18 protein-coding genes are annotated in these 14,330 nt (G+C 70.9%); 1 reads left to right on the top strand and 17 read right to left on the bottom strand.

The window, feature by feature from the left end; all coding sequences use genetic code 11:
- Positions 1–116: 116 nt before the first annotated feature.
- From lgt to hisI, 11 genes are all read right to left on the bottom strand, one after another.
- A complete protein-coding gene (gene lgt, locus ACFVYE_RS01520; protein ID WP_383976463.1) occupies positions 117–1,097 on the bottom strand; it encodes a prolipoprotein diacylglyceryl transferase in 981 nt (326 codons plus the stop codon).
- Between the two features lie 98 nt (positions 1,098–1,195).
- On the bottom strand, positions 1,196–2,023 hold the full coding sequence (locus ACFVYE_RS01525; protein ID WP_383976465.1) for a DsbA family protein: 828 nt from the start codon (positions 2,021–2,023) through the stop codon (positions 1,196–1,198).
- A 75-nt stretch (positions 2,024–2,098) separates the two neighbouring features.
- Complete coding sequence (trpA, locus tag ACFVYE_RS01530) at positions 2,099–2,911, bottom strand: tryptophan synthase subunit alpha (protein ID WP_093895626.1); 813 nt, start codon at positions 2,909–2,911, stop codon at positions 2,099–2,101.
- Positions 2,908–4,188, bottom strand: a complete 1,281-nt coding sequence (gene trpB / locus ACFVYE_RS01535; RefSeq protein ID WP_383976467.1) for a tryptophan synthase subunit beta — start codon at positions 4,186–4,188, stop codon at positions 2,908–2,910. Before trpB ends, trpA begins: the two co-directional genes overlap by 4 nt.
- Before the next feature lie 135 nt (positions 4,189–4,323).
- Complete coding sequence (gene trpM, locus ACFVYE_RS01540; protein WP_383976485.1) at positions 4,324–4,485, bottom strand: tryptophan biosynthesis modulator TrpM; 162 nt, start codon at positions 4,483–4,485, stop codon at positions 4,324–4,326.
- A gap of 62 nt (positions 4,486–4,547) precedes the next feature.
- Positions 4,548–5,357: an indole-3-glycerol phosphate synthase TrpC gene (gene trpC / locus ACFVYE_RS01545; protein WP_383976469.1), complete on the bottom strand. Its 810-nt coding sequence runs from the start codon at positions 5,355–5,357 to the stop codon at positions 4,548–4,550.
- Positions 5,358–5,472: 115 nt separating this feature from the next.
- Positions 5,473–6,012, bottom strand: a complete 540-nt coding sequence (locus ACFVYE_RS01550; protein ID WP_389603551.1) for a DUF2752 domain-containing protein — start codon at positions 6,010–6,012, stop codon at positions 5,473–5,475.
- A gap of 78 nt (positions 6,013–6,090) precedes the next feature.
- Positions 6,091–6,339 carry an HGxxPAAW family protein gene (locus ACFVYE_RS01555; RefSeq protein ID WP_383976472.1) on the bottom strand — a complete coding sequence of 83 codons (249 nt, stop codon included), beginning with the start codon at positions 6,337–6,339 and terminating at the stop codon, positions 6,091–6,093.
- Between the two features lie 127 nt (positions 6,340–6,466).
- Positions 6,467–7,126 (bottom strand): TIGR02234 family membrane protein, encoded by a 660-nt coding sequence (locus ACFVYE_RS01560; protein WP_383976474.1) that lies wholly within the window; start codon positions 7,124–7,126, stop codon positions 6,467–6,469.
- A 14-nt stretch (positions 7,127–7,140) separates the two neighbouring features.
- Entirely contained in the window at positions 7,141–8,634 is a 1,494-nt protein-coding gene (locus tag ACFVYE_RS01565; RefSeq protein ID WP_383976476.1) for an anthranilate synthase component I, read from the bottom strand.
- Positions 8,635–8,645: 11 nt separating this feature from the next.
- The gene (gene hisI / locus ACFVYE_RS01570; protein ID WP_093894911.1) at positions 8,646–9,029 is read right to left on the bottom strand and encodes a phosphoribosyl-AMP cyclohydrolase; all 384 of its coding nucleotides are present in this window, start codon (positions 9,027–9,029) and stop codon (positions 8,646–8,648) included.
- Between the two features lie 84 nt (positions 9,030–9,113).
- On the opposite strand from hisI, the gene ACFVYE_RS01575 reads away from it, so the two are divergent.
- Positions 9,114–9,746: a TIGR03085 family metal-binding protein gene (locus tag ACFVYE_RS01575; RefSeq protein WP_383976479.1), complete on the top strand. Its 633-nt coding sequence runs from the start codon at positions 9,114–9,116 to the stop codon at positions 9,744–9,746.
- A gap of 24 nt (positions 9,747–9,770) precedes the next feature.
- Here the strand turns inward: ACFVYE_RS01575 and ACFVYE_RS01580 are convergent, their stop codons facing one another.
- From ACFVYE_RS01580 to hisH, 6 genes are all read right to left on the bottom strand, one after another.
- Positions 9,771–11,009, bottom strand: a complete 1,239-nt coding sequence (locus ACFVYE_RS01580) for an MFS transporter (protein ID WP_389603555.1) — start codon at positions 11,007–11,009, stop codon at positions 9,771–9,773.
- 26 nt (positions 11,010–11,035) lie between these two features.
- Positions 11,036–11,623 carry an ArsR/SmtB family transcription factor gene (locus tag ACFVYE_RS01585; RefSeq protein ID WP_383976483.1) on the bottom strand — a complete coding sequence of 196 codons (588 nt, stop codon included), beginning with the start codon at positions 11,621–11,623 and terminating at the stop codon, positions 11,036–11,038.
- 168 nt (positions 11,624–11,791) lie between these two features.
- Entirely contained in the window at positions 11,792–12,547 is a 756-nt protein-coding gene (gene hisF / locus ACFVYE_RS01590) for an imidazole glycerol phosphate synthase subunit HisF (RefSeq protein ID WP_383968619.1), read from the bottom strand.
- The gene (locus ACFVYE_RS01595) at positions 12,544–12,942 is read right to left on the bottom strand and encodes a RidA family protein (RefSeq protein WP_093894915.1); all 399 of its coding nucleotides are present in this window, start codon (positions 12,940–12,942) and stop codon (positions 12,544–12,546) included. The genes hisF and ACFVYE_RS01595 overlap by 4 nt, the downstream gene beginning before the upstream one ends.
- Positions 12,939–13,664 (bottom strand): bifunctional 1-(5-phosphoribosyl)-5-((5-phosphoribosylamino)methylideneamino)imidazole-4-carboxamide isomerase/phosphoribosylanthranilate isomerase PriA, encoded by a 726-nt coding sequence (gene priA / locus ACFVYE_RS01600; RefSeq protein ID WP_093894916.1) that lies wholly within the window; start codon positions 13,662–13,664, stop codon positions 12,939–12,941. The genes ACFVYE_RS01595 and priA overlap by 4 nt, the downstream gene beginning before the upstream one ends.
- Positions 13,664–14,320 carry an imidazole glycerol phosphate synthase subunit HisH gene (gene hisH / locus ACFVYE_RS01605; RefSeq protein WP_383968695.1) on the bottom strand — a complete coding sequence of 219 codons (657 nt, stop codon included), beginning with the start codon at positions 14,318–14,320 and terminating at the stop codon, positions 13,664–13,666. The genes priA and hisH overlap by 1 nt, the downstream gene beginning before the upstream one ends.
- Positions 14,321–14,330 lie beyond the last annotated feature (10 nt).

Raw genomic sequence — 14,330 nt, forward strand, 5'->3', positions numbered from 1 at the left:
CCCAGGCCCTTGCGGTGGTGGTGTTTAGCGAGGACACCCACCCGGCCGCCGGCCGGCTAAATGCGTGGGGGCCCCCACCCGGACGGTTCGGGGCCCCACCTGCAAGCGCACACGGCTCAGCCGTTCTTCGCCGCCTCCGCGGTGCCGTTCTTCTCCGGCGCCTCCGCGGCAATGTCCTCGGCGTGCCCGGCGCCACCGTCCGCGTCCGCATCGGGCGAGGCGGCACCGTCCGCGTCACCCGCGACGTCACCGCCCTCCGCGCCCTCGCCGCCTTCGGCATCCACCGCGTTCGGTTCCACGATCTCCTCGCGCCCCGGCCGTACCTTCGCCGAGATCACGATGTACGTCACCGCCAGCACGAACACGATCAACGCGGTCCACACATTCAGGCGCAGGCCCAGGATGTGGTGGGCCTCGTCGACCCGCATGTACTCGATCCAGCCCCGCCCCGCGCAGTACGCCGCGACGTACAGCGCGAACGCCCGCCCGTGTCCGAGCTTGAAGCGGCGGTCCGCCCAGATCACCAGCAGGGCGACGCCGATGCACCACAGCGACTCATACAGGAACGTCGGGTGGTACGTACCGGCGACCCGGTTGGGGCCCTCGCTGATCTTCAGCGCCCACGGCACGTCGGTCTGCTTGCCGTACAGCTCCTGGTTGAACCAGTTGCCCCAGCGGCCGATCGCCTGGGCGAAGGCGATACCGGGGGCGAGCGCGTCGGCCCAGGCGGGCAGTGGGATCCCGCGGCGGCGGCAGCCGATCCAGGCACCGACGGCGCCGAGCGCGATCGCACCCCAGATGCCGAGGCCGCCCTGCCAGATCTTGAAGGCGTCGACCCAGTTCTCACCGTCGCTGAAGTACAGCTGATAGTCGGTGATGACGTGGTAGAGCCGGCCGCCGACAAGGCCGAAGGGCACGGCCCAGACGGCGATGTCGGCAACGGTGCCGGATCTGCCGCCCCGGGCGATCCAGCGCTTGTTGCCGAACCAGACGGCGACGAAGACACCGATGATGATGCAGAACGCGTAGCCGCGGAGCGGGATCGGGCCGAGCTCGATCACGCCGGTCGACGGGCTGGGAATGTAGGCAAGGTCCATGGCAGGGTCGACGCTACCTTGCCGGGTGGGGCGTACGGCAACCCACCCGACAACGTCTGGGTAACGGGCAGTCATCTGTTCTCCCTGTCGGACACCGCTCAGGAGCCCGATGGTGCCGGGGTGACCTTGCCCGGCTTCTTGCCCTTGTTGGCCTCGGCGACCCACTTCTTCAGGTTGGCCGCGGTGATCGGTTCGTTCCCCTTCTTCGGGAAGATCGACTTGCCGTTGAGCAGCGCGGTCGGCGTGCCCTGGAATCCGCCCTTCAGGAACGCCGTATTGGACTTCTCGACCCAGCTGTCGTGCTTGCCGTCCTCCACACAGCTGCGGAAGGTGGCGGTGTCGAGCCCCGGGACCTTCCCGGAGAGCTCGATCAGCTTGTCGTTGTTGCCGAAGCCGTCCTGGGCCTCCGGCGGCTGGTTGCGGTAGAGGATGTCGTGGTAGGCGGAGAACTTGCCGGCGTTCTGCGCGCAGGCCGCGGCGTTGGCCGCCCGCAGCGAGCCGCTGCCGCCGAGATTGCCGTCGATGATCGTGGCGAGGTGGTACTCGACCTTGATCTGTCCGGTGCTCTCCAGCTGGTGGATGGTGTCCCGGAACGCGTTCTCGAACTGGGCGCAGACCGGGCAGCGGAAGTCTTCCCAGATGGTGAGCGTGGACGGGGCGTTGTCCGCGCCGACCTGGATGGCCAGGCCGTCCTTGCCGGTCGCACCGGACGGCGCGACGGCGGGGCCCGCCGTCTTGCTCTTGCTGCCGTTGTCGCCTGTGTTCGCGGCGATCACGCCGACGACGGCGGCCAGCGCCAGCACACCCACCAGGCCACCGCCGACGATCAGCATGCGCCTGCGGCGCTCGCGCGCCTTCTGACGCTCCCGCTGCTGGACGAGCCGGTCTCGCGCGGCCCTTTTTCCCTGTTCGTTCTTCTCGCTCACACCCGCAGCAACGACCCGGGGAGGCACGTGCGTGCCTCCCCGGGTCCAGGTCCACCCATTCGGATTACACCCGATTCAGCGCTTTCGAACGCCTTCGGCGAGTTCGCCCGCCAGGGAGCGGACCGCGGCCAGGCCCGCCTCCTCGTCGGGGGCGTCGAGCATGCCCTTGACGAAGGCCGAGCCGACGATCACCCCGTCGGCGAAGCCCGCGACCTCGGCGGCCTGTCGGGCGTTGGAGACGCCGAGTCCGACGCAGACCGGGAGGGACGTGGTGGCGCGGGTGCGCGCGACCAGGTCCTGGGCCTGCTCGCCGACGGACTCGCGGGTGCCCGTGACACCCATCAGCGAGGCCGCGTACACGAAGCCGGAGCCGACCGCGGTGATGGTGGCGAGACGCTCGTCCTTGCTGCTCGGCGCGACGACGAAGACGGTCGCGAGACCGTGCTTGTCAGCGTGTTCGCGCCACAGTTCGGACTCCTGGACCGGCAGGTCGGGCAGGATGCACCCGGCGCCGCCCGCCTCGGCGAGCTCGGCCGTGAAGCGCTCGACGCCGTACCGGTCGATCGGGTTCCAGTACGTCATGACGAGGATCGGGACACCGGTCGCCTCGTACGCCTCGCGGACCGTACGCATCACGTCGGCGATCTTCACACCGCCGCGCAGGGCGATGTCGTCGGCGGTCTGGATGACCGGGCCGTCGAGCACCGGGTCGCTGTGCGGCAGCCCCACCTCGACGATGTCCGCACCGCCCGCCACGACCGCCTTCACGGCGGCGATCGCGCCGTCGACGGTCGGGAAGCCGGCCGGGAGGTACGCAATGAGCGCGGCCCTGTTCTCCGCCTTCGCCTGTGCGAGGGACGAACTCAACAACTCCACATTGCCGCTCACTTGGTGACCTCCTCTTCCCCGTCGGCCACGTCGGCCTCGACGACCCCGTCGGTCGCGTCGTACAGCCCGAAGTAGCGGGCTGCCGTGTCCATGTCCTTGTCGCCGCGGCCGGACAGATTGACCACGAGCAGTCCGTCCTTGCCGAGCTCCTTCCCGACCTCCAGGGCTCCGGCCAGCGCGTGGGCGCTCTCGATGGCCGGAATGATCCCTTCGGTACGGGAGAGGAGGCGCAGCGACTGCATGGCGGCGTCGTCGGTGACCGCGCGGTACTCGCCGCGGCCGATGTCCTTGAGGTACGCGTGCTCCGGGCCGATGCCCGGGTAGTCGAGGCCGGCCGAGATGGAGTACGGCTCGGTGATCTGGCCCTCGTCGTCCTGGAGGACGTAACTGCGCGAGCCGTGCAGGATGCCGGGCTCGCCCGCGGTCAGGGTCGCCGCGTGCTCGCCGGTCTCCACACCGTGTCCGGCGGGCTCGCAGCCGATCAGCCGGACGTGCGCGTCCGGGATGAAGGCGTGGAAGAGCCCGATGGCGTTGGAGCCGCCGCCGACACAGGCGATGGCGGCGTCCGGCAGTCGGCCGGTCCGCTCCAGGATCTGGCGGCGGGCCTCGACGCCGATGACACGGTGGAAGTCGCGGACCATGACGGGGAAGGGGTGCGGTCCGGCGACGGTGCCGAAGAGGTAGTGCGTGTGGTCCACATTGGCGACCCAGTCGCGGAACGCCTCGTTGATGGCGTCCTTCAGGGTCCTGGAGCCCGACCTCACCGCGATGACCTCGGCGCCGAGCATCCGCATCCGCGCCACGTTCAGCGCCTGCCGCTCGGTGTCGATCTCACCCATGTAAATGGTGCATTCGAGGCCGAAGAGCGCGCAGGCGGTCGCGGTGGCGACGCCGTGCTGGCCGGCGCCGGTCTCGGCGATGACCCGGGTCTTGCCCATGCGCTTGGTGAGCAGCGCCTGCCCCAGCACGTTGTTGATCTTGTGCGAGCCGGTGTGGTTCAGGTCCTCGCGCTTGAGGAAGATCCGGGCGCCGCCCGCGTGCTCGGCGAAGCGCGGGACCTCGGTCAGCGCGCTGGGGCGGCCGGTGTAGTTGATCATGAGCTCGTTGAGCTCGGCGGCGAAGGCCGGGTCGGCCTTCGCCTTGTCGTACTCGACGGCGACCTCGTCCACGGCGGCGACGAGCGCCTCCGGGATGAACTTGCCGCCGAACGCACCGAAGTACCCCTCGGCGCTGGGGATCAGACCCTCCGGGTCCGGGATGAAGAAGTCAGATGACATCCGACGTGCTCCTCGACATTGCAATGGGTGGGTTCACCGTATGCGCCGTGAGCGGAGCGCCGCCGTGACCGGGAGCGGTCGGGCGGTGCGGTCGTGCGTACGACAGGAGTGGTGCGGTACGTCGGCCGGGGCTCGCTACAGCGCGGACCCCGTGCGCCATCGCATGCCGTTGACCTGGCCGGGCTCGTCGCCGATCACATACCGCACACGCCGGCCGTGCACGCGCCGGGCGGGGGCGCGGCAGCCGCGGGGGCGGCAGCCGCGCGCCAGCGCCGCGTGCGGGATCCGGGCCGTCATTCCGGCGGGGCGCAGGCCCGGCCGGATACGGGGCGCGGAACGGTCGGCGGACACGGTTGCGGTCAGCTCCGTCCGTGCCGGAGCGCCGGGTGGGCGCCGGCGGCGACCAGGTCGGCGACGGCGGCCCGCGGGTCGCGGCCGGTGACCAGGGATTCGCCCACGAGCACCGCGTCGGCGCCCGCGTTGGCGTACGCGATCAGGTCGTGCGGGCCGCGGACGCCGGACTCGGCGACCTTGACGATGTGGTCCGGGATCTCGGGGGCGACGCGCTCGAAGGTGGAGCGGTCGACCTTGAGGTCCTTCAGGTTGCGCGCGTTGACACCGATGATCTTCGCTCCGGCGTCCACGGCTCGTTCCGCCTCCTCCTCGTCGTGCGCCTCGACCAGCGGCGTCAGGCCGATGGACTCGGCGCGCTCGATCAGGGAGACCAGGGCCTCCTGGTCGAGGGCGGCGACGATCAGCAGAGCGAGGTCGGCGCCGTAGGCGCGGGCCTCCCAGAGCTGGTACGAGGTGACGATGAAGTCCTTGCGCAGGACCGGGATGTCGACCTTGGCGCGGACGGCCTCCAGGTCGGCGAGGGAACCGCCGAAGCGGCGCTCCTCGGTGAGGACCGAGATGACGGACGCGCCGCCCGCCTCGTAGTCCGCGGCGAGCGCGGCCGGGTCGGCGATTGCGGCAAGTGCCCCCTTGGAGGGGCTTGAGCGCTTGACCTCGCAGATGACGGTCACACCTTCGCCGCGCAGGGCGGCGACTCCGTCCTTGGCCGCAGGAGCGCGCGCCGCGCGTTCCTTCAGCTCGTCGAGGCTGACACGCGCCTGCCGCTCTGCGAGGTCGGCGCGTACGCCATCGATGATCTCGTCGAGCACACTCACGCGAGCGGCCCCCTTCCGGGACGGTGATGAGGGAACAGGATCAGCCATGTCAATGCTATCCGCAGGAGGCCGAAGGGCCCGAATCCAGTCGCCGAATGTCCCACTACCTGGGCATTCAGGGCGCCAGCACCGATCCGAACGGCAGATTCCGGACGACCGAGAAGATCAGCAGCACGGCCCCGATCCCCCACCAGACGACGGGCTTCGCGGCGATGCTCATGGGCCTGCCCCGCCAGGCGCGGGCCATCCAGACCACCCAGAGGACGGCGAAGATCCCATAGCCGACGACGGCGAGCGCATTGGAGCCGAGGGCAGCGGCGATGTCGCCGTGCGCGACGGCGTGCGCACTGCGCAGCCCACCGCAGCCCGGGCAGTACAGGCCGGTGAACCGGAGCAGTGGGCAGACCGGGTAGTGGCCCGGCTGATTGGGGTCGACGGCACCGACGTAGCCGAACGCCCCGATGACGGCGGCCATGACTCCTGCCGGGGTGGCGAGCCGCCGGACACGCGAGACGGGGACGGGGGCCGGAGGGAGGACCGGCGGGGACGGCTGCTGGTCGGACATCAGCGGATGTCCGGACATCGGCGGGTGGCAGGGGGCGGGCCGGGAGCCCGGCGCCGACGGTGCGGCGGCTGGAGTAGGCGATGCGTCCACCCGGTGATTGTCCCCGCTGATGCGGAAAGGCGCAGCCCGGGCCGGGCTGCGCCTCGCATTCGTACGGTGGTGCGTGCGTCAGGAGATCTGGGCCTGCGCGGCACGAGCCCTGGCCTGGGCCATCTCCGCCGACTCCTTCGGCATGCCGAGGCCCGCGGCCTTCATCGCGAGGCCGACGATCCCGCCGAGGAAGATGACGGCGATACCGGCCCAGAAGCCGATCGGGTTGGCCGCGACCATGAAGACGCCTGCGACGCAGAAGCCGATGAAGGAGATGATGACACCGGTCCAGGCGGCCGGGGTGTGTCCGTGGCTGCTGCCCGCCATGAGTTGCTCCTTGTTGGTGATGCGCTGTTGGTATCGCTGTACGCAAAGCTGGTGCCGCTGTCGGTGCCGCTGTGCAGAAAGCTCAGCTTCATTGTCCCGTACGTGCGGGTACGCCGTGAGCTGGGGGTCATGCCTCGCGCGTCGGGTCCTCGCCGCGGTCCAGGGCCTTCCACAGGTCCTCGGGCCGGTCCGGGTCCGGGGCGGTGCGGGCGGCCTTGCGGGGGCGGGGGGTGCCGTCCCGTTCGTACCGTCCCGACATGGTGGGCCAGAGCTTGCCGTAGCGCAGGGCGAGCAGCCCGGCGAGCAGGATCAGCAGGCCGCCGGCTGCGGTGACGTAGGGCCACGCGGTGTGGCTGAGGGCCTCGATGGTCGCCGAGGCGTCGCCGGTGGTCTGCGCGGCCTTCTCGTCGAGCGCCGAGCTGTCGGAGGCGCCGAGGTAGGCGCTCAGTCCGGCACCGAGGCCGCTGAGGGCGAGGAGCCCGGCGACGATCAGCCGCGCGCCGCTGCGGACGGCGAAGACGGCGACGAGGGCGGCCAGGCCGACTATGGCGAGGGCCGCCGGAAGACCGGTGACGTCCTGGCCGTCGGCGGTCAGCGGCAGGGAGCCGCCACCGACGGCCGCCCGGCCCTCGGCCCACGTCTGGCCGGAGGCGAGCAGGACGACGGTGGCGCCGGCCGCCCCGAGGAGCAGGCCGGCGGCCAGGCTGCGGCGGCTTCCCGCGACGTCGGACGCGGTGGCGGCTCGGGCACGGGGCTGGGGTACGGAGACAGCACTCACGTACTCCACTATCCCTTACCGCCTCATGCTCCGTGGAGCCGGTTGGCCGTATGCACCGCGCGGAGCACCGCGGCGGCCTTGTTGCGGCACTCGGTGTCCTCGGCGACCGGGTCGGAGTCGGCGACGACACCTGCTCCGGCCTGGACATACGCGGTGCCGTCGCGGAGCAGGGCGGTCCGGATCGCGATGGCGGTGTCGGAGTCCCCGGCGAAGTCGAGGTAGCCGACGCAGCCTCCGTACAGTCCGCGGCGGGTCGGTTCGAGCTCCTCGATGATCTGCATCGCGCGGGGCTTGGGAGCGCCGGAGAGGGTGCCCGCGGGGAAGCACGCGGTGAGGACGTCGAAGGCGGTGCGGCCCTCGGCGACGCGGCCGGTGACGGTGGAGACGATGTGCATCACGTGCGAGTACCGCTCGATCGACATGAAGTCGACGACCTCGACGCTGCCGGGTTCGCAGACCCGCCCCAGGTCGTTGCGGCCGAGGTCGACGAGCATCAGATGCTCGGCGCGTTCCTTCGGGTCGGCGAGGAGTTCGTCGGCGAGCGCCTGGTCCTCCTGCGGGGTGGCGCCGCGGTGCCTGGTACCGGCGATCGGGTGGACCATGGCGCGTCCGTCCTCGACCTTGACGAGGGCTTCCGGGCTGGAGCCCGCGACGTCGAAGCCGTCGAAGCGGAAGAGGTACATGTACGGCGACGGGTTGGTGGCGCGCAGCACCCGGTAGACGTCCAACGCGCTTGCCGTGCACGGGGTTTCGAAGCGCTGGGAGGGGACGACCTGGAAGGCCTCGCCGGCCCTGATGCGCTCCTTCACGTCCTCGACGGCGTCCTGGTACGCCTTGCCGCCCCACAGCGCGGTGTACGGGGGGAGCTCGGACGGCGGAAGGGCGGCGGGGGCGTTCTCGACGGGGCGCGAGAGGTCCTGCTCCATGGCGTCGAGACGGGCGACGGCGTCCGCGTACGCCTCGTCGACGCCGGTCGCGAGGTCGTTGTGGTTGATCGCGTTGGCGATCAGGAGGACGCTGCCGTCCCAGTGGTCGAGTACCGCCAGGTCCGAGGTGAGCAGCATGGTCAGCTCGGGAACGTGGAGGTCGTCCTCGACGCTGTCGCCGATCTTCTCCAGGCGGCGCACGATGTCGTAACCCAGGTAGCCGACCATGCCGCCGGTGAACGGGGGCAGCCCGTCGTCGACGACCAGGTCGTGCGGGGTGTGCAGGGTCTCGATGGTGGCGCGCAGGGCCTCCAGCGGGTCGCCGTCGCCGGGGACACCGACGGGCGGGGTGCCCAGCCAGTGGGCCTGTCCGTCGCGTGCGGTGAGGGTGGCGGCGCTGCGTACCCCGATGAAGGAGTAGCGCGACCAGGTGCGGCCGTTCTCCGCGGATTCGAGGAGGAAGGTGCCGGTGCGCTCGCCCGCGAGTTTGCGGTAGAGCCCGACCGGGGTGTCGCCGTCCGCGAGGAGCCGGCGGCTGACAGGGATGACGCGCCGGTCGACGGCCAGCTTGCGGAAGGTATCGAGATCCATGACGGCTGACCCTACTGAGCGAGCGGGAGGACGTCTGCGTCGAAGCAGGTGCGGTCGCCGGTGTGGCAGGCGGCACCCGTCTGGTCGACCTTGACGAGGACGGTGTCGGCGTCGCAGTCGAGGGCGACGGACTTGACCTGCTGGATGTGGCCCGAGGTGTCGCCCTTGACCCAGTACTCCTGACGGCTGCGGGACCAGTAGGTGCAGCGGCCGGTGGTGAGGGTGCGGTGCAGGGCCTCGTCGTCCATCCAGCCGAGCATCAGCACCTCACCGGTGTCGTACTGCTGGGCGATGGCCGGGACGAGGCCGTCGGCACCGCGCTTGAGGCGGGCGGCGATGGCCGGGTCGAGGTTGCCGGACGGCGGCGGAGTGCTGGGCGTGGGCGCGCTGGTCATGCGCCCATTGTGCCGTGGCCGCGGGGTCGGTTCTGTGCGGCGTCCACTGGGCGGACCGCCTGCGGCGGTCGTACGCTGGCGAACATGTCGACCCATGCGAAGCGCGAACGACTTCTGCTCGCCGACCTGTTGGAGGCGGCGGGACCGGAAGCCCCGACCCTGTGCCACGGCTGGACGACCCGGGACCTGGCCGCCCATGTGGTGGTCCGCGAGCGCCGGCCGGACGCGGCGGGCGGGGTGGTGCTGGGCGTTCTGAAGAACCGCCTCGAACGGGTGCAGGCGGAGTACGCGGCGAAGCCGTACGAGGAGCTGATCCAGCTGATCCGTACCGGACCGCCGAGGATGTCCCCGTTCGGTCTGAAGCAGATCGACGAGGCCGCCAACACCGTCGAGTTCTACGTCCACGCCGAGGACGTGCGCCGGGCCCAGCCGGACTGGTCCCGGCGGGAGCTGGACCCGGTCTTCGCCGATGTGCTGTGGTCGCGCGCCGAGAAGACGGCCCGGCTGCTGGGCCGCAAATCCCCGGTGGGGCTGGTGCTGCGCCGCCCGGACGGCCAGACGGCGGTGGCGCACAAGGGCACCCCGGTGGTGACGGTCACCGGCGAGCCGGGCGACCTGTTGCTCTTCGTGTTCGGCCGGCAGGACGCGGCGACGGTGGACCTCGATGGCGACAAGGAGGCGGTGGCCCGGCTGCACACGGCAGAGCTGGGGATGTAGGACCGACCGGCAGCGGGGGCGGCGTCAGCGCGGGAGTTCCGCGCGGCGCAGCCGGGTGAAGGCCAGACCGGCCGTCGCCCCCGCCGCGCACACCGCAGCACTGGTGACGAAGACCGGGCCTGTTCCCCAGGTGGCGACGGCGGCTCCCGTGACCGGGTAGCTGAGCGGTGCGATCGCATGGGTGAAGAACGTCGAGACCGAGGTGACCCGGCCCAGATAGGCGGGGTCGGTGACGGTCTGGGTCAGGGCGCCGCACAGGGAGCCGCCGAGTCCGGCGAAGAGCCCGATGCAGACGGCGACGGCGATGGCGAGGCCCACCGAGGGGACGTGGGCCAGGGCCGCTATGGCGACTGCGCCGATCAGCACGGTCAGGCACATCACGAGCCCGGCCCGTGGAACCCGGCCGCGCACGGCGAGCAGCAGGGCCGACGCGCCGGCGCCGATGCCGAACGCGGCAACGATCCAGCCCATGCCGGACGCCCCCCAGCCGCGCTCACGGACGAGCAGGATCAGTCCGAGGTTGAGCGGCCCCGCGAAGCCCAGTTCGCTGAGGGCGACGGTGAGCATCAGCGGTCCGAGCACCGGGTGACGGCGGATATGACGCAGCCCGTCGGTCAGATCGTGCCAGGCGGTGCCGGAGGGTTCGGCGGTCTCCTGGGCGGCTAACGGTCTGATCCGCAGGGACAGGAGCAGCGGCAGCGATACGGCGAAGAGCACCCCGGCCGCGGCGAACGCGAGCCTCGGGCCGCCGACGGCCACCGCGACGCCACCGAGCGGGGCGCCGACGACATTGGCGGCGCGGGAGGCGAGTCCGCGCAGCCCCTGGACGCGGGCCAGCTGTCCGGCGGCGGTGATCCGGGGCGGCAGGGCGCCGACAGCGGGCAGGAAGAGGGCGTCGACCACGCCGAAGACGAGCGCGACGACGATCAGCATCCACACGGCGGGCGAGGTGAGCAGCAGCGTGCCCGCCAGGCCCAGCACGACCAGGCAGCGGGCGGTGTCGCTGCCGATGACGACGCGGCGCGGACCGATCCGGTCGGCGAGCACTCCCCCGCCGAGCATCAGCAGGGCCCTGGGTATGGAGCCGACGGCGAGGACGAGTCCGGTCTGGGAGGCGCTGCCGGTGCGGGCGGCGGCCCAGGCGAGCGCCATGTAGTAGACGCTGTCGCCGATCATCGACGCGGCGTAGGCGCCGAGCCAGCGCAGGACGTTGCCGTCGCGGTGGGCGGGGCGTTCGGGAGCTTTCGTGGCCGTGACGGTCATGAGGGTCGTCCTCTCGGGGCGCCGGTTCAGATGCGGAACGGGAATCCGTACAGGTGCATGGCGACGTTCTCGCGCCCCTCCGTGTCGCCCGCCTCGTCGCGGGCACGGCCGAGCTCCTCGTACCGGTCGATCAGCTCGTGCACCTCGCGGCTGAGCGCGGTGAGCTCCTCGGCGGTGAGCCGGGCCAGGTACTCGGAGCCGGAGGAGGCGCTGCGCCACTCCGGCGGCCAGCTCTGGGCCGAGTCGATGTAGCGGCGGTACAGCTCGACGTGCTGGTCGAACGAGAGCCGGCCGACAGCGGCATGCGTAGCGACCTTCTCGGGCGCGTCGCTGAAGTCCTCTTCGTGAAAGCTCAACCCCTTCGAGGCGGGCTGCCACCAGCGCTCGCGGCCGTCCTTGCCCTGCTGCTCGGCCTCCTCGATCAGACCGTGGTCGGCGAGCTTGCGCAGGTGGTAACTGACCAGCGAGACCTGCTCGTCGACCTGCTCGGCGAGCTGGGAGGCGGTGGCCTTACGGGTGATGTAGAGCGCCCGGTAGAGCTTCATCCGCAGCGGGTGCCCGAACGCCTTCAGGGTCTCCAGATCCGAGATCCGGCGCGATTCATTGCTTGCCATGCCCCCACCGTAGACAGGAAAGAAAACTTGCGCAATCTTTGTTGCGCAATAAAAGTTGCGGAATATCGAAGCACTCCCGCTGCCGCGACGGAGACGGGACGGTCCTCAGAACGCCGATCGCCGGACGAGCCAAGAATCGGCTCGTCCGGCGATCGATGAGTGCCGCGGTCAGCGGACCGGGTGTCCGGCCTCCCTGAGCGCGCCCTTGACCTCGGAGATCCGCAGGTCGCCGAAGTGGAAGACGGACGCGGCGAGCACCGCGTCCGCGCCCGCCGCAATGGCCGGCGCGAAGTCCGCGAGCCGGCCCGCGCCGCCGGAAGCGATGACGGGGACGGTCACGTGCTCCCGTACCGCCGCGATCATCTCGGTGTCGTAGCCGTCCTTGGTGCCGTCCGCGTCCATCGAGTTGAGCAGGATCTCGCCCGCGCCCAGCTCGGCGGCCCGGTGCGCCCATTCGACGGCGTCCATGCCGGTGCCCTTGCGGCCGCCGTGCGTGGTGACCTCGAAGGTGCCCGCGGGCGTGCGCCGGGCGTCCACGGAGAGCACCAGGACCTGGCGGCCGAAGCGCTCGGCGATCTCCCGGATGAGATCCGGGCGGGCGATGGCCGCGGTGTTGACGCCGACCTTGTCCGCACCGGCCCGCAGCAGCTTGTCGACATCGTCGGCGGTGCGGACGCCGCCGCCGACCGTGAGCGGGATGAAGACCTGCTCGGCGGTGCGGCGCACCACGTCGTAGGTGGTCTCCCGGTCGCCGCTGGACGCGGTGATGTCCAGGAAGGTCAGCTCGTCGGCACCCTCGGCGTCGTACAGCTTCGCCATCTCGACCGGGTCGCCCGCGTCGCGCAGATTCTGGAAGTTGACGCCCTTGACGACCCGGCCGTTGTCGACGTCCAGGCACGGAATGACGCGTACCGCGAGGGTCATCGCGCACCTGCCCGGTATGCCTCGACCTCGACCTCGACGACCAGGCTCGGGTCCACGAAACCGGACACGATGATCATCGACGCGGCGGGGCGGACGTCGTCGAAGAGCTCCTTGTGGGCGCGGCCGACCTCGTCCACGTCCCGGGCGTGCGTGATGTACATCCGGGTGCGGACGACGTCCTCGCGGCCCAGACCGAGCTGCTTCAGGGCGTCGAAGGCGACCTTGAAGGAGGTGACGGTCTGCTCGTACGGGCCGCCCGCGGAGATCTGCCCGTTCTCCACCGACGTGCAACCGGCTACCAGGACGAGGCCGTTCGGCAGCTCGACCGCGCGGGAGTAGCCGAACTTGTCCTCCCAGGGGGCTCCTGAGGAGATGCGGTTGACGGAGTCGGTCATCCGGAGACCACCTGCAGTGCTTCTTCGAGGGTGAACGCCTTCGCGTACAGTGCCTTGCCGACGATCGCGCCCTCGACGCCGTCCGGGACGAGCGAGGAAATGGCCCGCAGGTCGTCCAGCGAGGAGACACCGCCGGAGGCGACGACGGGCTTGTCCGTGGCGGCGCAGACGTTCTTCAGGAGCTCCAGGTTGGGGCCCTGGAGCGTACCGTCCTTGGCGATGTCGGTGACGACGTAGCGGGCGCAGCCCTCGGAGTCGAGACGGGCGAGCGTCTCGTAGAGGTCGCCGCCGTCGCGGGTCCAGCCGCGGCCGCGCAGTGTCGTGCCTCGGACGTCGAGGCCGACGGCGATCTTGTCACCGTGTTCGGCGATGACCTTGGCGACCCACTGAGGGGTCTCCAGGGCGGCGGTGCCGAGGTTGACCCGGGTGCAGCCGGTGGCGAGGGCCGCGGCGAGCGAGGCGTCGTCGCGGATGCCGCCGGAGAGCTCGACCTTGATGTCCATGGAGCGGGCGACCTCGGCGATCTGCGCCCGGTTGTCACCGGTGCCGAACGCGGCGTCCAGGTCGACCAGATGCAGCCATTCGGCGCCCGCCTGCTGCCAGGCGAGGGCGGCCTGCAGAGGGTCACCGTAGGAGGTCTCGGAGCCGGACTCGCCGTGGACGAGGCGGACGGCCTGGCCGTCGCGGACGTCGACGGCAGGGAGGAGTTCAAGCTTCGGCATTACAGCGTCTCAATCCAGTTGGTCAGCAGCTGGGCGCCGGCATCGCCGGACTTCTCGGGGTGGAACTGGGTGGCCCACAGGGCGCCGTTCTCCACGGCCGCGACGAACGGCTCGCCATGGGTGGCCCAGGTGACCCGGGGCGCGCGGATCTTGGCGTTGGTGACCTCCAGGCTCCAGTCGTGCACGGCGTAGGAGTGCACGAAGTAGAACCGGGCCTCGGGGTCGAGACCTGCGAAGAGCTGGGAGTCCTCGGGGGACCGCACGGTGTTCCAGCCCATGTGCGGGACGATCGGGGCCTTCAGCGGGGCGACGGTGCCGGGCCATTCGTCCAGCCCCTCCGTCTCCACACCGTGCTCGATGCCGCGCTCGAAGAGGATCTGCATACCGACGCAGATGCCCATGACGGGGCGGCCGCCGGAGAGCCTGCGGCCGATGATCCATTCACCGCGGGCCTTCTTCAGCCCCTCCATGCAGGCGGAGAACGCACCGACGCCGGGCACCAGCAGCCCGTCGGCGTTCATCGCCTTCTCGTAGTCGCGGGTGATCTCGACATCCGCGCCGACATGGGCGAGGGCCCGCTCGGCGGACCGGACATTGCCGAAGCCGTAGTCGAAGACGACGACCTTCTTCTTGCCGCTCTTCTGCTTGTCGCTCACAAGCTTCTTC

It is taken from the genome of Streptomyces sp. NPDC058239, assembly GCF_042882185.1.
Taxonomy (GTDB): domain Bacteria; phylum Actinomycetota; class Actinomycetes; order Streptomycetales; family Streptomycetaceae; genus Streptomyces.